22 protein-coding genes are annotated in these 19476 nt (G+C 33.3%); 13 read left to right on the plus strand and 9 right to left on the minus strand.

Going from position 1 to position 19476, the window contains the following annotated elements; all coding sequences use genetic code 11:
• Window positions 1-33 precede the first annotated feature (33 nt).
• From AC2DZ0_RS14325 to AC2DZ0_RS14355, 7 genes are all read left to right on the plus strand, one after another.
• A complete protein-coding gene (locus AC2DZ0_RS14325) occupies window positions 34-1104 on the plus strand; it encodes a sensor histidine kinase (RefSeq protein WP_484642575.1) in 1071 nt (356 codons plus the stop codon).
• Between the two features lies 1 nt (window position 1105).
• Complete coding sequence (locus AC2DZ0_RS14330) at window positions 1106-1819, plus strand: LytR/AlgR family response regulator transcription factor (RefSeq protein WP_484642577.1); 714 nt, start codon at window positions 1106-1108, stop codon at window positions 1817-1819.
• Window positions 1820-1854: 35 nt separating this feature from the next.
• Window positions 1855-2937 carry a diphosphomevalonate decarboxylase gene (locus AC2DZ0_RS14335; RefSeq protein WP_484642578.1) on the plus strand — a complete coding sequence of 361 codons (1083 nt, stop codon included), beginning with the start codon at window positions 1855-1857 and terminating at the stop codon, window positions 2935-2937.
• 5 nt (window positions 2938-2942) lie between these two features.
• A complete protein-coding gene (locus AC2DZ0_RS14340) occupies window positions 2943-3518 on the plus strand; it encodes a toxin-antitoxin system YwqK family antitoxin (protein ID WP_484642580.1) in 576 nt (191 codons plus the stop codon).
• A gap of 126 nt (window positions 3519-3644) precedes the next feature.
• On the plus strand, window positions 3645-4571 hold the full coding sequence (locus AC2DZ0_RS14345) for a mevalonate kinase family protein (RefSeq protein ID WP_484642582.1): 927 nt from the start codon (window positions 3645-3647) through the stop codon (window positions 4569-4571).
• Window position 4572: 1 nt separating this feature from the next.
• Window positions 4573-5511, plus strand: a complete 939-nt coding sequence (locus AC2DZ0_RS14350) for a geranylgeranylglycerol-phosphate geranylgeranyltransferase (RefSeq protein ID WP_484642584.1) — start codon at window positions 4573-4575, stop codon at window positions 5509-5511.
• A 77-nt stretch (window positions 5512-5588) separates the two neighbouring features.
• On the plus strand, window positions 5589-6470 hold the full coding sequence (locus AC2DZ0_RS14355; RefSeq protein WP_484490746.1) for a pseudouridine synthase: 882 nt from the start codon (window positions 5589-5591) through the stop codon (window positions 6468-6470).
• 51 nt (window positions 6471-6521) lie between these two features.
• Here AC2DZ0_RS14355 and mnmC2 read toward each other — a convergent pair whose 3' ends face one another.
• The gene (gene mnmC2, locus AC2DZ0_RS14360) at window positions 6522-7193 is read right to left on the minus strand and encodes a tRNA (5-methylaminomethyl-2-thiouridine)(34)-methyltransferase MnmC2 (RefSeq protein WP_484490747.1); all 672 of its coding nucleotides are present in this window, start codon (window positions 7191-7193) and stop codon (window positions 6522-6524) included.
• A gap of 181 nt (window positions 7194-7374) precedes the next feature.
• On the opposite strand from mnmC2, the gene AC2DZ0_RS14365 reads away from it, so the two are divergent.
• The 3 genes from AC2DZ0_RS14365 (at window position 7375) to nadB (ending at window position 11143) form a co-directional block, all read left to right on the plus strand.
• Entirely contained in the window at window positions 7375-8451 is a 1077-nt protein-coding gene (locus tag AC2DZ0_RS14365; RefSeq protein WP_484642586.1) for a branched-chain amino acid aminotransferase, read from the plus strand.
• Between the two features lie 90 nt (window positions 8452-8541).
• On the plus strand, window positions 8542-9540 hold the full coding sequence (nadA, locus tag AC2DZ0_RS14370; RefSeq protein WP_484642587.1) for a quinolinate synthase NadA: 999 nt from the start codon (window positions 8542-8544) through the stop codon (window positions 9538-9540).
• 34 nt (window positions 9541-9574) lie between these two features.
• Complete coding sequence (nadB, locus tag AC2DZ0_RS14375) at window positions 9575-11143, plus strand: L-aspartate oxidase (protein ID WP_484490750.1); 1569 nt, start codon at window positions 9575-9577, stop codon at window positions 11141-11143.
• A 410-nt stretch (window positions 11144-11553) separates the two neighbouring features.
• Here the strand turns inward: nadB and AC2DZ0_RS14380 are convergent, their stop codons facing one another.
• Window positions 11554-11940 carry a pyrophosphohydrolase domain-containing protein gene (locus tag AC2DZ0_RS14380; RefSeq protein ID WP_484490751.1) on the minus strand — a complete coding sequence of 129 codons (387 nt, stop codon included), beginning with the start codon at window positions 11938-11940 and terminating at the stop codon, window positions 11554-11556.
• Between the two features lie 275 nt (window positions 11941-12215).
• The gene (locus AC2DZ0_RS14385) at window positions 12216-13136 is read right to left on the minus strand and encodes an ion channel (RefSeq protein WP_484642590.1); all 921 of its coding nucleotides are present in this window, start codon (window positions 13134-13136) and stop codon (window positions 12216-12218) included.
• Between the two features lie 99 nt (window positions 13137-13235).
• Between AC2DZ0_RS14385 and AC2DZ0_RS14390 the strand changes: the two genes are divergently transcribed.
• Window positions 13236-13640: a DUF6146 family protein gene (locus AC2DZ0_RS14390; RefSeq protein ID WP_484490753.1), complete on the plus strand. Its 405-nt coding sequence runs from the start codon at window positions 13236-13238 to the stop codon at window positions 13638-13640.
• On the opposite strand, the gene AC2DZ0_RS14395 is transcribed toward AC2DZ0_RS14390, so the two are convergent.
• Window positions 13627-14007 (minus strand): DUF423 domain-containing protein, encoded by a 381-nt coding sequence (locus tag AC2DZ0_RS14395; RefSeq protein WP_484642592.1) that lies wholly within the window; start codon window positions 14005-14007, stop codon window positions 13627-13629. The genes AC2DZ0_RS14390 and AC2DZ0_RS14395 overlap by 14 nt on opposite strands.
• A gap of 129 nt (window positions 14008-14136) precedes the next feature.
• On the opposite strand from AC2DZ0_RS14395, the gene AC2DZ0_RS14400 reads away from it, so the two are divergent.
• The gene (locus AC2DZ0_RS14400) at window positions 14137-14532 is read left to right on the plus strand and encodes a rhodanese-like domain-containing protein (RefSeq protein ID WP_484642593.1); all 396 of its coding nucleotides are present in this window, start codon (window positions 14137-14139) and stop codon (window positions 14530-14532) included.
• Between the two features lie 49 nt (window positions 14533-14581).
• On the plus strand, window positions 14582-15142 hold the full coding sequence (locus AC2DZ0_RS14405) for a sugar O-acetyltransferase (RefSeq protein WP_484642595.1): 561 nt from the start codon (window positions 14582-14584) through the stop codon (window positions 15140-15142).
• Between the two features lie 47 nt (window positions 15143-15189).
• Here AC2DZ0_RS14405 and AC2DZ0_RS14410 read toward each other — a convergent pair whose 3' ends face one another.
• The 5 genes from AC2DZ0_RS14410 to AC2DZ0_RS14430 all read right to left on the minus strand — a co-directional run bounded on the left by AC2DZ0_RS14410 (window position 15190) and on the right by AC2DZ0_RS14430 (window position 19454).
• Window positions 15190-15900, minus strand: coding sequence for a tRNA1(Val) (adenine(37)-N6)-methyltransferase (locus AC2DZ0_RS14410; RefSeq protein ID WP_484642596.1), 711 nt, complete (start codon window positions 15898-15900; stop codon window positions 15190-15192).
• Between the two features lie 26 nt (window positions 15901-15926).
• Window positions 15927-16451, minus strand: coding sequence for a ribosome maturation factor RimM (gene rimM, locus AC2DZ0_RS14415; protein WP_484642597.1), 525 nt, complete (start codon window positions 16449-16451; stop codon window positions 15927-15929).
• A 14-nt stretch (window positions 16452-16465) separates the two neighbouring features.
• Window positions 16466-17026 carry a 30S ribosomal protein S16 gene (locus AC2DZ0_RS14420; protein WP_484642599.1) on the minus strand — a complete coding sequence of 187 codons (561 nt, stop codon included), beginning with the start codon at window positions 17024-17026 and terminating at the stop codon, window positions 16466-16468.
• A 135-nt stretch (window positions 17027-17161) separates the two neighbouring features.
• A complete protein-coding gene (locus AC2DZ0_RS14425) occupies window positions 17162-18697 on the minus strand; it encodes a glycerol-3-phosphate dehydrogenase/oxidase (RefSeq protein WP_484642601.1) in 1536 nt (511 codons plus the stop codon).
• Window positions 18690-19454 carry a glycerophosphodiester phosphodiesterase family protein gene (locus tag AC2DZ0_RS14430; RefSeq protein ID WP_484642603.1) on the minus strand — a complete coding sequence of 255 codons (765 nt, stop codon included), beginning with the start codon at window positions 19452-19454 and terminating at the stop codon, window positions 18690-18692. The genes AC2DZ0_RS14425 and AC2DZ0_RS14430 overlap by 8 nt, the downstream gene beginning before the upstream one ends.
• Window positions 19455-19476: the final 22 nt, after the last annotated feature.

A 19476-nucleotide genomic window follows, 5' to 3' on the forward strand; every position in this document is an offset into this window, starting at 1 on the left:
TGTAATTTAAATAAAATACCTTTTCTTGTTGTTATGAATTTAAGACCTATTTTTTTAAAGCTTAATAATACTCTAAGACATGCTTTTTTTTGGGTGTTAGTTTGGCTTTTTTATGTCTATTTTTATAGTTTCAAGTCAGGGAATATCTCTTATATTCTTTTGTTTTCATTGGCATTAATTCCTATTACAATGGGGGCAACTTATTTTGTGAATTATCATCTGATTCCGAAATATTTGGTGCCAAAAAGATATGGGAAATTTATCCTTTATGCTATTTATTCAGTGGTTTTAGTTGCGTATGCTATTGTGTTTGTGATGCTGGGTGGCTATGTGTTTTTAACAGATCTACAGGTAATGGAAATACCGCCTCTAGGTTGGAGCTTGTCTTATATACTGCTAAGTGTTTATTTGGTTGTGATTGTGGTGGCCGCATTCCATCTGTTGAAAATGAATTACGAAGCAAACGAAAAGTTTAAAGATTTACAGCAGAAAATATTAGAAACTCAGTTGCAGGTAAAGGAGCAAGAGTTGCTGTATTTAAAGAAGCAAATTCATCCCCATTTTTTATTCAATACCTTAAATACTATTTATGGTTTTGCTTTAAGAAATGCACAAGAAACCCCAGAGCTTATTTTAAAATTATCAAATTTATTAGATTATATATTGTATCAAGTAACAAAGCCAAAAGTTACTTTGATAGAGGAAGTTGAGCATATAAAGGAATATATTAGTTTAGAAGAGATTAGATTTCGGGATTCTTTGAATGTGTCTTTTTGTTATAAACCCATATCAAAAGTTGTTGAGGTGGCTCCTATGTTGTTGATTCCATTTGTAGAGAATGCTTTTAAACATGGAGCTTTGATAGACGGAAGGTTGCAAGTATTTATGGATTTAGTATTGAGTGAAGATGGTTTTGAGTTTGTGATAAAGAATTCTTTTCTTTCAGAAGATGAAGGGGGAGGAAATACGGGAGGGATTGGATTAGAAAATTTAAAAAAAAGGTTAGCTCTTTTGTATCCGGATCGGCATCGGTTGGAAATAAAGGTGGATGAAAATTGGTTTTATGTGTTTTTAAGAATTGAACATTTGAATAATTTTGAATAAGATGGAAAAAGTAAAATGTTTGATTGTTGATGATGAGCCGATAGCTAGAAAAATTTTAGAAGACTTTTTATCTAAAATTGAAGCTTTAGAGATTGTGGGAAGTTGTAAAAATGCGATTGAAGCATTTAATTGTATTGCTTCTAATAAAGTTGATTTGATTTTTTTAGATGTTCATATGCCAGGAATTTCTGGTTTGTCTTTTGCAAAATCTATAGATAAAAAGATAAAGATAATTTTCACTACAGCTCATAGAGAGTATGCGGTTGATGGTTTTGATTTACAAGCTTTGGATTATTTATTGAAACCAATTTCTTATGAACGTTTGCAACAAGCGGTTTATAAATATCTTGGAGAGTTTAAGGAATTGGTTTCTGTTGAGCCTGAACGTAAAGTAATAGAAAAGACAAATTTTTTCTTTGTGAAATCAGATCGCAAGATGATAAAAATAAATTTTTCTGAAATTTGTTATATCGAGAGTCTGAGTGATTATATAAAGATTGTTTTGTTAGAAAAAACAGTTGTAACCAGAGAAACAATTTCAAGTGTTGAGGCAAGGTTGCCATATGAAATATTTATGCGGTGTCATCGATCCTATTTGGTCTCCGTACCTAAGATAGAGTCTTTTACTAGTGAGTTTGTTGAGGTGTCTAAAAAGGCAATTCCCATAAGTAGATCGTACAAAAAAGATGTGTTGCATAGATTGGAGTCTATTTAAGTAAAACAAGTATCTTTGCTGAAAAATTTTAAGATTTGACTACAAACGATTTTATTGCGAATTCTAGCCAAAATAAGGTAAAGAGCGGTATTACTACATGGAAAACACCCAGTAATATTGCCTTGGTGAAATATTGGGGGAAAAGAGATCCTCAATTGCCAGAAAATCCATCTATAAGTTTTACTTTGAATAACTGTCATACAATTACCTCTTTGACTTTTGAAAAAAAAGAAAAGAAAGAGGATGTATTTAGTTTTAAAATTATTTTTGAAGGGGAAGAGAAACCATCTTTTCAACCAAAAATTCAGAAGTTTTTCGAGCGTATTGCAATCTATGTTCCTTTTATAAAAGAGTATCATTTTGTAATCAGTTCTGAGAATTCTTTTCCACACAGTAGTGGTATTGCTTCATCAGCAAGTGGTATGTCTGCTATTTCGATGTGTTTGATGCAGTTGGAAAAACAATTAAATCCAGATATTTCTGAAGACTATTTCTATAAAAAAGCTTCTTTTTTAGCACGCTTAGGTTCTGGTAGTGCTTGTAGAAGTATCAAAGGAGAACTGGTAGTTTGGGGAGAGCATTCTGAAATAAAAGGTAGTTCAGATTTATTTGGTGTTCCTTTTTCTGGCAAAGTTGCTCCTGTGTTTGAACATTATCAAGACACGGTGTTGCTTGTAGATAAGGGAGAAAAACAAGTAAGCAGCACAGTTGGGCATGATTTAATGCACGGCCATCCTTTTGCAAAAAATAGGTTTGAACAGGCTTATGGTAATATTTCTAAAATGAAAACTATTTTAGAAACAGGGGCTGTATCAGAGTTTATTGCATTGGTAGAAAGTGAGGCACTCACGCTACATGCGATGATGATGACGAGTCATCCCTACTTTATATTAATGAAACCAAAAACTTTGGAAATCATTGAGAGAATATGGAATTATAGAAAACAAAATAATTCTAATATTTGTTTTACTTTGGATGCAGGTGCCAATGTACATTTATTATACCCCATTTCAGAAAAAGAAACAGTACAAGAATTTATAGCAAATGAACTTGCTGGTTTTTGTCAAAACGGTCATTATATCCACGATGAGGTTGGGTCTGGTGCAATAGAAATGTAGAAAATATGAAACTTAAGGGGTTGGTTTGTTTGTTGTTTTTGGCAACAAATTTTATGTATTCGCAGAAAGATACTATTTGGTTTGATACTGATTGGAACGTTCAATTAAAAGATTCTGCAACCTATTACAGGTTGTCAGAGCATAAAGAGGTGAGGTTTAAAGATTCCTATCACTTTGTTGATTATACAAAGGACGGATTAAAGTTAAAAAAAGGAATTTCTTTACTAGAAACATCAGATAAGTTTGAAGGTGAAGTGGTCTATTATAATGAAGGAGTTTATATAAGTGAACGAATTTTGTATAGAAATGGTTCTCCTTATGGTTCTCATAAAATATATTATAACTCAGGTAGATTAAAAAGTGTAAAAACCTATAATTTTGGAGTACTTACCGGGCCTAGTAAAGTGTATTACGAGGATGGTGTTTTAAAAGAATCTGGTGCCTATACCAATAATGAACGTAATGGCGAGTGGAAAGTGTATTATCCAAATCGTAAATTAAAGGAGCAAGGGCAGTATCATAATGGGGTGCGTGTTGGGGTATGGAAAGTGTACTATTATAATGGAACTTCACAAGAGTAAGGACTGTACGTCAGTGGTATAGTAAGGTGATTTGCTACAGATTTTTGTGAAAAGGAATATTTACACCTAAAATAAACTGTTTATTTTTGCTTATCTTTGCAATGCTATGACTAAATTTTAACTTGTATGAAAGGACCTTTATTTTATGCCAAAATTTTATTGTTTGGAGAGTATGGAATTATAAAAGATTCCAAAGGTTTGGCAATCCCTTATAACCACTACCAAGGTGCTTTAAAAATTTCAGAAGAAAACACTCAAGAGGCACAAAAGTCAAATGCGAATTTACAAAAGTTATATACCTATTTATCGGCATTAGATTCTGATTTAGTTCAGTTTGATTTAGAAAGTTTGAAAAAAGACGTTTCTAATGGTATGTATTTTGATTCTAGTATCCCTCAAGGATATGGAGTGGGGAGTTCAGGGGCTTTAGTTGCTTCTATTTATGATAAATATGCATTAGATAAAATTACAGTTCTTGAAAATCTTACAAAGGATAAATTGCTGAAATTAAAGCAGATTTTTTCATTAATGGAATCGTTTTTTCATGGAAAAAGTTCTGGTTTAGATCCTTTAAATAGCTATTTGAGTTTGCCTATTTTAATCAAATCAAATACGAATGTTGAACCTACCGGTATTCCATATCAAAAGGATGGAAAGGCGGCCGTATTTTTGTTAGATTCAAAAATAATTGGTGAAACGGAGCCGATGGTAAATATTTTCATGAACAAAATGAAAAGTGAAGGCTTTAGGAAAATGTTTAGTGAAGAGTTTGCTGCGCATACAGATTCTTGTATTGAAGATTTCTTACAAGGAGACGTAAAGTCTTTGTTTTCTAATATGAAAAGTTTATCAAAAGTTGTTCTTGATAACTTTAAACCTATGATTCCATCAGCATTTCATAAATTATGGAAACAGGGAATTGATTCAAATGATTATTACTTGAAACTTTGTGGTTCAGGTGGAGGTGGATATATTTTAGGTTTTGCCAAAGATTATGAAAAAGTAAAAAAACAACTTAGCGCCTATAATTTAGAGTTAGTTTATAGATTTTAAAATGGATCTATTAGAAATTGCTGAGCAGAACAAAAAATTAAAACGTCCAGTTTTTTACGGTATCATTGGTATGCTTTCTGTCATGAGAGGGTATAATATTTTGGTGGTTGTGGTGGCGCAATACTTGGCGTCTATTTTTATTTTTTCACCAGAGAAACCATTAAAAACGATTCTTTTTGATCCGCATTTATTTATTACAGTATTTGCCACTAGTTTGGTAATTGCTGCCGGCTATATAATAAATAGTTTTTACGACTCTGAGGTTGATAAAATCAACAAACCCATTAAGTCTAAAATAGATAATTTTGTAAGTCAAAAAACAAAGCTTAGAACTTACTTTGTGCTTAATGCTACCGGTTTTATGTTGGGATTTATAGTCTCTTGGAGAGCAGCAGTTTTCTTTGCTGTTTATATTTTTTTAATTTGGTTTTATTCGCATAAGTTAAAAAAATATCCTCTTGCTGGTTTGTTGTCCTCTGCGGTGCTTGCTATGTTGCCTTTTTTTGTTGTATTTGTTTATCATAAAAACATTTCAGAAATAATTTTCACCCATGCGGCTTTTCTGTTTTTTATTATAACCATAAGAGAGTTGATAAAAGATTTGGAAGGAATAAAAGGAGATTTTGTGAATGATTATCAAACCATACCCGTAAAATATGGAGAAAGATTTACAAAAATCTTAATTTCGGTGATCGTATTAGTGTCTTTGAATCCAATTTACTTTTTATGGAAGTATCCAGAGATTGGAGAGATGAAATATTATTTTTATTTAGTATTCGTGATTTTTTTGTTTTTTCCGATAGCTTTATGGAAAGCCGAGAGCATGAAACAATACAATATGTTACATAATATACTTAAATTTTTAATTGTGTTAGGAGTTTTAAGTTTGATGTTGATAGATACTTCTGTTTTGATATCTAGAGTTTTACAGAAAATATAGGGTATTCTTCTTTTCCTAAATTTTCAAGATGTAAATCAATTTTTAACTGTATTTTTGCAAAAAATAAATTTTTTAAAATGAGTACAGAAAGAAACTCGTCGAGAGGACGACAACAACGATCTAATAATTCGGCACCAAAAAGAAAGAATACTTCTCAAGGGAGCTTTGATAAAAAACCTAGTGGATTCAAAAAACGTCCAAGTAAGTTTGAGAAATCGGCACCTGCAAAAGTTGTAAAAAATGATGTTGGAGGAATTAGATTGAACAAGTATATTTCTAATTCAGGTGTTTGTTCTCGAAGAGAGGCAGATGTTTTAATTGCTGCCGGTAGTGCTATGGTAAACGGTAAGGTAATTACTGAAATGGGGTACAAGGTACAATTAACAGATGAAGTTCGTTTTGACGGAACCTTGATCAACCCTGAAACTAAGAGGTATGTTTTGCTAAATAAACCTAAGAATTATATTACCACTATGGACGATGAAAGAGGTCGTAAAACGGTAATGGAATTGGTACATATGGCAACAAAAGAACGCATCTATCCTGTAGGTCGTTTGGATAGAAATACAACGGGATTATTGTTGTTTACGAATGATGGTGAGTTGGCGAAAAAATTGACACATCCAAAGCATAATGTGAGAAAATTATATCACGCTTCTTTAGATAGAAAATTTGCGGTAAGTGATTTGCAAAAATTAAGTACAGGCGAGTTTATGGTTGAAGGGAAGAAAGTGTTTATTGATGATGTAGCGTATGTTGAAGGACAATCAAAATCAGAGGTAGGAATTGAAATCCATTCAGGGAGAAATAGAATTGTAAGAAAGATTTTTGATACTTTAGGGTATAAGGTTGTAAAATTGGATAGAGTTATTTTTGCTGGGATGACCAAGAAAAATATTCAAAGAGGTCATTGGAGACATTTGACAGAACAAGAATTAAATAACTTAAAAATGATATAACACGAATCATTTTAGAGATAATAAAAAAGCCTTTTCCAGCGAAAAGGCTTTTTATTTTTTAGTGATTTTTATTGCATGTAGCATTTCTCTCTTTCCAGGAGGTCCTGGAAGTCTACTTACGGTAAATCCAACAGCAATCATTGCTCTTCGTACACTTCCTTTAGCAGAATAAGTGACTAACACACCATTTTCGTTTAGAGAATTGTACATTTTCTGAAAAATTTCTTCTGTCCAAAGTTCTGGTTGAACGCGAGCTCCAAAAGCGTCAAAATAAATCAAGTCAAATTTTTCAACATCATCAATGTCTTTGATGAATTGTTGTCTTTTTGTTAGGTAAAAATCTTCGTGAATTTTTTGTCTTTTATTCCAATCGAATAGATGCATCTCCTCAAATTTATGAGAAAAATTTCTAGCTTCTAATTCTGAAACATAATTCAATTGAAGAATTTCATCCTCCTGAATTGGGTATGCCTCTACACCAGTATAATCAATTTTTAAGTTTTTTTTGGCAGCCTCTAACAAGGTGATGAAGCAATTAAGCCCTGTGCCAAAACCAATTTCTAGAATTGATAAATCTTTTTTCTGATGTGTTTCTAATCCGTTTTTAATAAAAACATGATAAGCTTCTTGAATAGCACCATGTTTAGAGTGGTACTGTTCGTCCCATTCAGGCATGTGTATGGTTGTGGAACCGTCAGAAGTTATGATGATTTCTCTTTTCAAAACGAATTATTAATTAGGTAACAAATATACCTAAAGCTTTTAGGATTGCTAAAGTTTTGATGTTTTATTTGTTTCCATAAAAATGATGTGTCAATTTGATGCGATAATTCATAGAAGAATATGCCTATTATCAATAAAAGTGTTATTTTTGTAGTCTTGTTTATAACAAACAATTTAGATCATGATATTAGACAAAACAACAGAAATCGACATCCAAAAAGTAGCAGAATCTAAAATCTCACAAATAGATTTTAGTAATCTTTCTTTTGGAAACGTCTTTACAGACCACATGTTAGAGTGTGATTACAAAGATGGTAAATGGCAAGCTATTAAAATTAGACCTTATGGTCCTATTTCTTTAGATCCTTCTGCAAAAGTCTTTCATTATGGTCAAGCTATCTTTGAAGGGATGAAAGCATACAAAGATGAGAAAAATCAAATTTGGATGTTTAGACCCGATGAAAACCAAAAAAGGTTAAATAAATCAGCAGTGAGATTGGCAATGCCTGAATTTCCAGAAGGAATGTTCTTTGATGGTTTAGAAACTTTATTGAATATTGAAAAAGAGTGGATTCAAAAAGAAGAAGGAAGTTCTTTGTACATCCGCCCATTTGTGATTGCAACAGAGTCTGGCGTTTCTGCCAATCCTGCAAAAGAATATAAGTTTATGATTTTATGTTCTCCTGCGCAATCTTATTACAGTGGAGAGGTTAGAGTATTATTTGCTGATACTTATAGCCGTTCGGCAAGTGGTGGTGTAGGGTTTGCAAAATGTGCCGGAAATTATGCAGGACAGTTTTATCCAACAAAATTGGCTAATGATGCGGGGTACCAGCAAGTAGTTTGGACCGATGCAAGCACGCATGAAAATTTGGAAGAAGCAGGAACGATGAATGTTTTCTTTAGAGTAGGAGATAAGTTAATTACGGCTCCAACTTCTGATAGAATTTTAGATGGTGTAACACGTAAAAGTGTATTAACTTTAGCCAAAGATTTAGGAATTGAAGTAGAGGTAAGAACAATTTCTGTTTATGAAATTGAAGAGGCCGCAAAAAACGGAACGTTGAAAGAAATGTTTGGAGCAGGTACTGCTGCGGTAATCAATCCTATTTTAGGATTTAGTTTTAGAGGGACTGATTATGAGTTGCCTAAAACGGAAAATAATTATGCTTCGATTTTCAAAGAAAAAATTACAAGTATACAAACGAAAAAAGCCGAAGATAAATTCGGTTGGACATATAAGGTTAGAGAAATATAGTCCAGTGATAAAATGAATATAAAACTTGTGTAATTCAATTGCACAAGTTTTTTGGGATATAGAAGTGCCTATCTTTTTGATATAAATATTATGAATACTACATTAGAACAAGCTAAAAATAACATGATTTCTAAAGGTTTTTTGGATGTTGAAACTCCAGAAAAGATTGATTATGTTAAAGAAATCCAGAGATTAAAGAAGGAGAAAAATGCTGTTATTTTAGCACATTATTATCAAGAAGATGCAATTCAAGATATTGCAGATTTTGTTGGTGATAGTTTAGCATTAGCACAAGAAGCTGCTAAGACAGATGCTGATATTATTGTTTTTGCAGGGGTGCATTTTATGGCCGAAACTGCAAAAATTTTAAATCCAACAAAAAAGGTTTTACTTCCTGATTTAAAGGCAGGTTGTTCTTTAGCTGATTCTTGTCCTCCAGCTGATTTTAAAAAATTTACAGATGCGCATCCAGATCATAAAGTGGTAACTTATATCAACTGTTCAGCTGAGATTAAAACAATGAGTGATGTTGTTTGTACTTCAGGAAACGCGGTTAAAATTATTGAATCTTTTCCTAAAGATCAGAAAATAATTTTCGCACCAGATAAAAATTTAGGAGATTACCTAAATAAACAAACAGGTAGAGATATGTTGTTGTGGGATGGGGCTTGTATGGTGCATGAAGCATTTTCAATTGAAAAATTATTGGATTTACATGCAGAACACCCAGATGCTGAAATTATTGCGCATCCTGAGTCTCCTGCACATATTCTTAAAACAGCTTCTTTTATTGGTTCTACTGCAGGTTTGTTGAAGTATGCTAGGGAGAGTAAAAAAGAAAAGTTTATTGTGGCTACGGAAGCTGGAATATTACATGAAATGATAAAGCAAGTACCTAATAAAGTATTGATCCCAGCTCCTGCAGATGAAGATAATACCTGTGCTTGTAGTGAGTGTGCTTACATGAAATTAAATACGATGAAAAAATTGTATACCTGTATGCAACATGAATTGCCAGATGTTGATGTGGCTCCTGAAATGGCAGCAAAAGCATTACTGCCAATCGAAAGAATGTTAGATTTGTCTTAATAGATACCTACTTAATATCTCTCAAAGAAAAAAAATGATCAAAACTGATTACCTTGTAATAGGGTCTGGTATTGCAGGATTAACCTACGCATTAAGAGTAGCACATCATCATAAAAATAGTAATGTCATTATTGTTACTAAAGATGATAAAAGCGAATCAAATACCAAGTACGCCCAAGGAGGGATCGCTACGGTTCATGATTTAAATATTGATTCTTTTGAGCAACATATTCAAGATACATTAATTGCTGGTGACGGACTTTGTGATGAAGAGGTGGTTCGTATGGTTGTGGAGGAAGGTCCGGATAGACTTCAGGAATTGATTGATTGGGGAGTTCAGTTTGATGAGAATAATATAGGAGACTTTGATTTAGGTAAAGAAGGTGGCCATTCTCAAAACAGAATTTTACATCATAAAGACATTACTGGTTACGAAATTGAGCGTGCCTTGTTAGTAATGATTTCTAAAACTTCGAATATTGAAATATTTGAGGAACATTATGCAATAGATTTTATAACAGAGCATCATTTAAAGCCTGATTTGCAAAATGAAAAATCTGGGATCACTTGTTTTGGAGCTTATGTGTTAGATAAAAGGGCCAATGAAGTTAAAACAATAGTGTCAAAAATGACTATGATCGCTTCTGGAGGAAGTGGACAGGCCTACACTACTACTACAAATCCGTTAATTGCTACGGGTGATGGAATAGGAATGGCATATCGTGCAAAAGCAGAAATAGAAGATGTTGAGTTTGTTCAATTTCATCCAACGGCTTTGTATCAATTGCCACAAGAGTCACCGGCTTTTTTAATTTCTGAAGCGGTGAGAGGTTTTGGAGCTAGATTGAGAACTGCAAAGGGTGAGTTTTTTATGAAGAAATACGACGATCGTGAAGAATTAGCTTCTAGAGATATTGTTGCTCGAGCAATTGATACGGAATTAAAAGCTAGTGGAGATGATTATGTGTTTTTAGATTGCACCCATTTAAATTATAAAAAATTCAAAAAGCATTTTCCAAATATCCTAGATAAATGTAAGAGTTTAGGTATTGATATTAGAAAGAAATGGATACCTGTTGTTACGGCTGCACATTATATTTGCGGTGGTATTAAAGTGGATGTTCATGGTCAGACTTCTATAGATAATTTATTTGCATGCGGAGAGTGTACTTCCACTGGGTTGCATGGAGCAAACAGATTGGCTTCTAATTCATTGTTAGAGGCGCTAGTGTACTCTCAGCGTAGTTACGTGAAAAGTATTTCTAGATTAGAAAGTATTGATTTAAATGAGAGTGTGCCTGATTGGGATACTGCTAATACCTCCCAAAATAAAGAGAATATTTTAATCACACATGGTCGTTCTGCTGTGCAAAAAATAATGAGTGATTATGTTGGGATAGTAAGGTCTAATAGACGACTAAAAAGTGCTGAAAAAAGACTTAGCTTTATTTACGAAGAAACGGAAGAATTGTATAAGGAATCAATTATTTCTGTTGAATTATGTGAATTAAGAAATTTAATCACTACGGCTTATCTTATTTGTAAATTTTCGATGAAAAGAAAAGAAAATAGAGGAGGCTTTTTTAATAAAGACTTTGTGTAATCTAGTTTTACAATAAAATTATAAAACTAGATGTACCTGTAAGAAGTTCTTTTTCATAGCAATCTTCCCAACGATTCTAGCAATTCGTTTACAGTCAAAGTCAATGCATTTCTCAATGGATTGAAAATAAATAGGATTATTCATACTATGTTTTTTTTGATTAAAAGATGTAAAATTACATCATTTAAAAACATTCTTAGGGGTGCAACAAAGGTACTTGATTGTTGTAATTACAGCAATCCTAATTTATGTCATATTTTGAAACTCACTATTTTTAGGGAGTGTTTTTTTCGGTTGTTTGTTCTTGTGAATTTCGATCAAAAAATGCTGAATGTATGGCAGTGAAATGTGAGGATAGCTATTTGATTTATGAGTTTTCCTTGTTGAATGTTCGTTATTTTTTTGAGAAACTAAGAGTTTAGGATTTCCTCGATATTTGGTTTGAAATAGTCTGGCCCTTTTAACACCTTTCCATCTTCACGATAAATAGGTTTTCCATCCTTACCAAGTTTACTCATATTGCTTCGCTGTATTTCGTTAAAAACTTCTTCAATTTTATGTTGCATTCCATGTTCTAAAATAGTTCCACATAATATATAAAGCATGTCTCCCAAAGCATCTGCAACTTCAACAATATCATTGTTCTCAGCGGCTTCTAAATATTCTTCATTTTCTTCAGCCATTAGATTGAATCGTAACTTGTTTTTTGCTGTTCCTAAATTTGCTATCGGTGCCTCATTGATTCCAAGCTTAAAAGATTCGTGAAATTCTTGTACTGCTTTTATTTTGTTTTTCATTTTAAAGTATGATTTTGAAATTGTTCTTTTTGTAGTTAAAAAGATAATTTTCCTTATTGTTTTGATTATTTTTGCCTAAAATACAAAATTATGTTTAGTAGTGGTCAATTGGCTTTTGCCGGTTTTTTTGTTGTAGCGTTTGTAGCTTTAATGATATGGAGTTATAGAAAAGATATACAGCGTCATAAATTACATTATAAAAATGTAGGCTACAAAGTAGGAATAACCTGTGTTGTGGTGATATTTGTATTTATAGTTCTGAGAATTTTAATACACTAATCTGCAGGTTCTGTTTGATTTAACAGGTCGTGGTCTAAAATGATTTGCCCCTCTTTACTGAATTTTACTGATGAGGTAAACTTGGTGTCAACTAGTAAGTTGTTAAAGGCATATGAGTGCATCTTGTATACTTTTTGGGCATATGATTCCTCGTGATATTGAAACAAGATATAAATATTTGCTTTTAGTTTTAAAAGTTCCTTGTTGCTGTATTTGTGTAAAGGACTGTTTTTATCAATTTTGTGAACGATGGTCCACATGGTTGGTAAATAAGAGACCTTGTCACGTTCTAATTCCAATTGAAAAAAGGATCTTTTGAACGTTCCTTTTTTATCCTTTTCAGTAATAGTTAAAGTAACTTTGATTTCAGGTTCAATCATGATAGTGGTTCGTTTGTTAGCGAGTCTAAACATGAGTGCTCTTTCCTCTTCAAAATCTCTTACTACTAAAGATTTGCTGAATTTTAATGATGGTTTTGGTTTAGAAAATCTACCATATAGTAAACCAGTAATAAAAGAAAAACTCATCAAGCCTGCTAAAGCTTCCAAAGAAGATACTACGCCGCTAAGTATTCCAGTAGGAGATATAGCACCATAGCCTACGGTTGTTATTGTTTGAGCGCTAAAATTGAAAGCATTGAGAAAATTTTCCCACCAATAACCAGATGGTATGGTGAGTTCTTCAATTCCTATCCATAAATAGATGAGGGCAAAAAAAGTGTTTAATAGTATGAATCCAAGACTCACTAATAATAGAAATACTCCCCAAGACAGTCCTAGTAGATAGGTGTATAAGTCATCAAAATTTCTGGATCTATTGAGGTGAAGAACATTTGATCCCCCTTCTGGAGTAATAAAACTCTGTACATTTTCGTTAGAGATGTATCCTAAACCTGGATCTTTTATTTTTTTTGCCATAACCTGAATTCCTGTCCAAGCAAATATAGGAACTTTGTGATAAATTTAATTTTTTAAGCTCTGATGAAATTTGTAAATTATGCTGTAAAATAATGAATTATGGTTCTGAGGTATATCTGTTTTTGCTGTGTTGTGGTCTTTATGGTTTCATGTAAAACTACAAAAGAGAAAGTGTCTTCTCAGGTTGATTCTGAAGAGGTGGTTGTAATTGCAAATGATAGTTTAGAATATGAGATCATTATTATTGATCAAGGTTTTCAAACGTACTTAAATAGTATTGCAAAACCTAGATGGTATTATTCTGACGAGTTTTATAGAACGAAGAATAAATTTTACGTCACAGAATGGAATATTAGAGCTAGAAATCCGCAAAGATATTCACCTAATATATACGAGCAACAAATTGATTATGATGTGAATATAGATTACGGTATAGAAGTAGATTATAAACTTTATAATTATTTCAAGTTTGTGGAATATAAATATAAAGTTAAACCGTTTTAGATTTTATAAATCCAACAAGTAGTGTGACCCATGATCCGATCAAAACCAATCCTCCAAGCGGGGTTATAAACCAAATTGATTTTGCTGGAATACCTCCTATGGTGATTGCATAAATAGAACCAGAAAACAAAAATATTCCTGCTAATAAAGCAAAACTGGTGTAGGTTTTAATCTTCTCAGTTAGTATCTGAGTAGTGTTTATAAATAACAATACTAATACATGATACATTTGATAACGTACAGCAGTTTCAAAACTTTTTAAAGAGTCATCAGACAGAGTTTCTTTCAAAGCATGAGCACCAAAGGCACCAAGTATAATGGTTAGTGTGCCCAGAACTGCGGTCGTAATTAATAAGGTTTTTCTCATCACTGTTTTTGTCTAAATATATGGCAAGATATGTTATAATTATTAGAATCAAAAAAGAATGAATAATGAGTGAATAGTTCTTATTAAGGTAGAAAATAATATGTAAATTTAGAATCTAAAATAGATGAAATGAAATATAATTTTACGATAATACTTATAATTCTAGGGACTGTTTTTGGGGGGTGTCAAAGAAAAGTAGATCAATCAGAGGTAGATCTTTCTGTAAATGAATTTGCAATTCAAATAAGAAATGGAAATAGCTTTTTGTTAGATGTAAGAACGCCGGAAGAAGTGATCACAGGAAAAATTAAAGGGGCAAAAGTATTGAATATTCTAGGACCCGAATTTGAAGAGCAATATATGTATTTACCAAAAGATAAAAAGCTTTATGTGTATTGTAGGTCGGGAAATCGAAGTAGAAAAGCGGTAAAATTTTTAAAGGATAAAGGTTATAAGTCGGTTTATCATTTAGATGGGGGAATGAATGCCTGGAAAAAGGAAGGTATGCCTGTTGGAGATGAATAGGTCTATTTGAAGTAATCTAAGTATTCACTATTTATAAATAATTGTAAAAATGAAATCTGAAAAAGAAAAAATGTTGCTTGGTGAATTGTACAATGCGGCGGATAGTGAGTTGGTTTATGAAAGAATTAATGCAAGGGAGTTATTAAAAGAATTTAATGACTCTAGCGAGAAGGATTTGAAATTGCGTAAAAAAATATTAGCTGCATTATTGCCCGAGGCAAAAGAGGAGATAGAAATACAACCACCATTTTTTTGTGATTATGGCTACAATATTAAATTGGGAGCAAAAGTTTATTTTAATTTCAATTGTGTGTTGTTAGATGTAATGCCTATAGAAATAGGAGCAAGAACGTTAATAGGTCCTAATGTTCAAATTTATACAGCTACCCATCCTATCGCATATAAAGAAAGAGCTTCAGGTTTGGAGTCGGCTAAGCCGATTTCAATAGGTGAAGATGTTTGGTTAGGAGGCAGCTCAGTCATTTGTCCTGGTGTAACAATAGGAGATAGAGTTGTTATTGGAGCAGGAAGTGTTGTTACCAAAGATATTCCAAACGATGTGTTTGCGGCGGGTAATCCGTGCAGGGTAATCAGGAGTTTAGAGATTTGAATCTTGTGTGTTTCTCTACGGCGTTGAGAAATGGATGTATCAGGAATTTACATCTTTAAATAAAAATCTTTTACCAAGTTTTTATAAGCTTCGGTATAGATATGTCTTTCAATTTCTATAGTGAGGGTTTCTTCAATAACAGTCTTTTTTGTTAAAGAAAACTCTAGTAGACTTCTTTTGATTGGACTGCTCTCGTTTCCTTTAACTCTACAGATTCGATTTAAATGTAGACTTTGCTGTTTTGCTAGTCCAATAAATTTTTCCTCTTCTTTGAAAGGTATAATTACTGCAAATCTACCATTGTCGTCTAATAATTTAGATGCAGCATAGGTTAAATGTTCAAAAGGCATGGCATCTTCATACCGTGCTGTTGCTCGTTCACTATTTTCAGATGGATTTGAATCTGTGAAAAATGGAGGATTAGAAATTATCAAATCATAAGTATCCTCAATTTCTTGAGCATATTCTTGTATAGAAGCATGGTAACAGAATAACCTATCAGACCAATTACTGTTTTCGAAATTAGTAACGGCTTGTTCAAAAGCAGGTCCATCTATTTCTACGGCTTCAATTATCTGAGCGTTGCTTCTCTGTGCTAACATCAAACTTATTATTCCGGTTCCTGTTCCTAAATCTAGTACTGAAAATTCATCAGTAACCGTAGCCCAGGCACCTAGTAAAACACCATCTGTCCCAATTTTCATGGCACATTGATCTTGTTCAATTGTGAATTCTTTGAATTGAAAAGGTTTACTCATCAGTAACGGAATAAAATTGTAGGTTTTTATAGGTACATGTCCACCAAACCTTCCGGTGTTTTTAAAAACATGATTTCGTTTTCTCGATCTACTTTTATGATAAATTCATCGAGCATAGGGATTAACATTTGTGCAGTCCCAAATTCAACTTCAAACAAAGGTTGAGCAGTCGTGTCATTTACACCAGTTATTGTTCCAATAGCTCCGTGCTTTTCATCTTCAACTTGGAATCCAATTATTTCATGGAAGTAGAATTTTTTTCCAGTAAGTTTCGGCAGCATGGTAAGCGGTAGGTAAATCCCAGCCTTTAAAATAGCATCCGCATCTTCCTCATTTTCTATGGTTTCAAATCTAACGCGTAGTTGATTCCCTTTTTGTAGCAATGAAGATTCAATAAAAAATGGAATCAAGTTATTGCCAAGGTTGACAAAAACTGATTCCATTTCTTGGTACAATTCAGGTTCGTCCGTATCAAGTTTGATAACGACTTCTCCCTTAAAACTGTGTTTTCTAACGATTCTGCCTAAATAAAAACAATCTTCTTTACGCATATCGCTAAAATGATTTACTCAGCAGCTTTTTCTTCAGTTGCATCTGCTTCTGGAGCAGCTTCTTCAGTTGCTTGAGCAGCAGCTTCTGCTTCTGCAGCAGCTGCTTCAGCTTTTAAAGCATCTTCAGCAGCCTGAGCGTCATCAATTCTTTTTTGGTTTACTGCTTGTTCAGCTGCGAAAGCTTTTGCTTTAGCCTCTGCCTCTGCTGCAGATAATCCATCTTTTTTAGCTTGGATTCTTGCTTCTTTTTCAGCAACCCATGCGTTGAATTTTTCTTCAGCTTGCTCTTCAGTAATAGCTCCTTTACGAACTCCACCAACCAAGTGATTTTTCAACATTGCACCTTTGTAAGATAAAATTGCTTTCGCAGTATCTGTAGGTTGTGCTCCGTTTTGTAACCATTGTACAGCTCCATCAACATCTAAATCGATAGTTGCAGGATTTGTGTTTGGGTTGTAAGTTCCTAATTTTGCTAAGAATTTACCATCTCTTTTAGAACGAGCATCTGCTGCTACGATTGCGTAAAATGGTTTTCCTTTCTTACCGTTTCTTTGTAGTCTAATTTTTACTGACATAATTTAAATTTTAAGGTTCTCGACCTTGATTATTAATGAGCTGCAAAAATACACTTTTTTATCAATACAACGTAAAATTTTATAAAAAAATAATGCTCTGTAATTCAGGTGGTTGTGTTGTGTGTGTCTAGGGTGTTAGATGCAGTATGTTCTTGCAGTAAGTTCAAAACGTTTTACTTCTTCCAGGGCCCACCCGTCTGGCTTGTGGAGTTCTGTCGCTAATAGTTGAGCTATGATTGGAGCCACTGAGATACTTGCCTGTGCGTCTAAGAATAGAAGCCTTGTTCTTCGGGCTAGTAAATCTTCAATGGTTTTCGCTTTTTCGTATCGAATAGAGAATACGATTTGGCCTTTGGTTATTTCGTATTTTGGATGAATTTTGTCTTGATACGATTTCTTTTCTTGAATTAATTTTTTAATTTCTATGGCGTCAGTTCCGTAGACACTTAATTCTTTATGAATCGTAGCGTTTTTATCGTAACCATGTAGTTTTAATGTAGCGGTAGGGGACTTTATTCTTGGCAGCGAAACTAAAGTTGAAGCAGTGTTGATTACATCTTTTGCCATCTTTCTATAGGTAGTCCATTTACCTCCCATGATACTCACTAGTCCACTATCACTCACTTCAATTCGATGTTCTCTTGAAATCTCTGAAGTATTATTGGGGTTTCCAGAGCTAGCTAAAGGTCTGATACCTGTAAAAATACTTTTGATATCTTTTTTTGTTGGGTTTTTGGTTAGGTATTGAGCCGCATGGTTTAATAGAAATTCGATTTCATTTTCTTGAGCAGTTGGATCCAAGGGGTATTTGTTAATGGGGGTGTCGGTTGTACCGATTAATAGTTTCTCATGCCAAGGAACAGCAAATAGTACTCTTCCGTCTTTGGTATGAGGTATCATAATGGCTTTGTTTCCGGGCAGAAATTCCTTGTCTAGAACTATATGGACGCCTTGACTTCCCTTCATTATGTTGGTGCTTTTGAGATTGTCTTTCCTTCTGATGTTATCTGCATATACACCTGTTGCATTTATGATGACTTTTGCTGTTATGTTAGTTTTAGTTCCTGTTTCAATGTCCTCTATAGTTCCACCGTTTATTTTGTTTTTGGACTTCGTAAAGTTGTTGAATTTTGTATAATTTAATAAAGTGGCTCCATGGTTTTCGGCAGTACGCATCATGCTAATTAATAGTCTTGTATCATCAAACTGTCCATCGTGATATAATACGCCTCCTTGCAGGTTCTTTTGCTCTATCGTAGGTAGATGTTTTATCGTTTCTTGTTTAGATAGAAATATAGAATCTCCAAAGCTTTCTTTACGCGCCAGTAGGTCATATAATTTCAGACCAATCCCGTAGAAAGGGCCTTCCCACCAATCGTAATTTGGTACAATAAACTCTAAATCATGTACAATGTGCGGCGCATTCTTTTTTAAGATAGCTCTTTCTTTTAATGACTCCATCACTAAACTAATATTCCCTTGTTGCAAGTATCTTACACCTCCATGAATAAGTTTTGTGCTTTTACTAGAAGTACCTTTCCCAAAATCACTTTGCTCAACTAAAAGTGTTTTGTAGCCTCTAGATGCGGAATCAATTGCAGCTCCAATACCTGTTGCTCCTCCTCCAATGATAAGAACATCCCAAGTGATGCTTTCTATTTTTTTATTCATGTTTATGATGTGCTAATTGTTGTTGTAACCAAACGGGACGATCTGTTGTAATTGCGTCTGCTCCGAATTGTAGAAATCGTAATGCTTTTTGGGCTGTATTGATAGTCCATATATATACTAGCAAATGATGATTTTTTATTTTTTGAATGTAATTTTTATTAGCAATAGCACCTGCCCATAGATTCAAGCCGTCAAAATTAGCGAGCTTTGCTTTTGAAATGTATTCATCAAGAGGAAGCATCTCTGATATTGTATTGGATGTGTAATCTAAATCCAAAAGCCATAGACATTTAGAATTTGGGAATTTTTGTTTTATAATTGCTAAGGTTTGATAATTAAAGCAGATAAATTCTACTTTGCTGTGATGGACGTTTTTTATTTCTGTAATTAAAAAAGGTATAATGCTATGGTCACTTTTAATTTCAATTACGAGAATACCATGTTTGGGGATTATTTTTATAATTTCTGAGATGCTTGGTATCCTTGTGTTTGCCCATTTTTCAGCTTTCCAATTCCCTACATCTAGAGTTTTTAATGTGCTGAGGTTTTCTTCTTTAACAGTAAAGTTTTGACCTGAAATTTTTGACGTGTTTGCATCGTGGATTGCAACAATTCTATTATCTTTAGTGAGATGAACATCAATTTCTACGCGAATTATATGTTGTTGCCAAGCAAGGGTGATTGCTGGCAAAGTGTTTTCAGGAGCATCATATGAGGCCCCTCTATGAGCAATTATTTTTGAGTTGATGTCTATCATCTGTTACAAGTTTAGTCAATAT

Source organism: Flavicella sp. IMCC45668 (assembly GCF_057219105.1).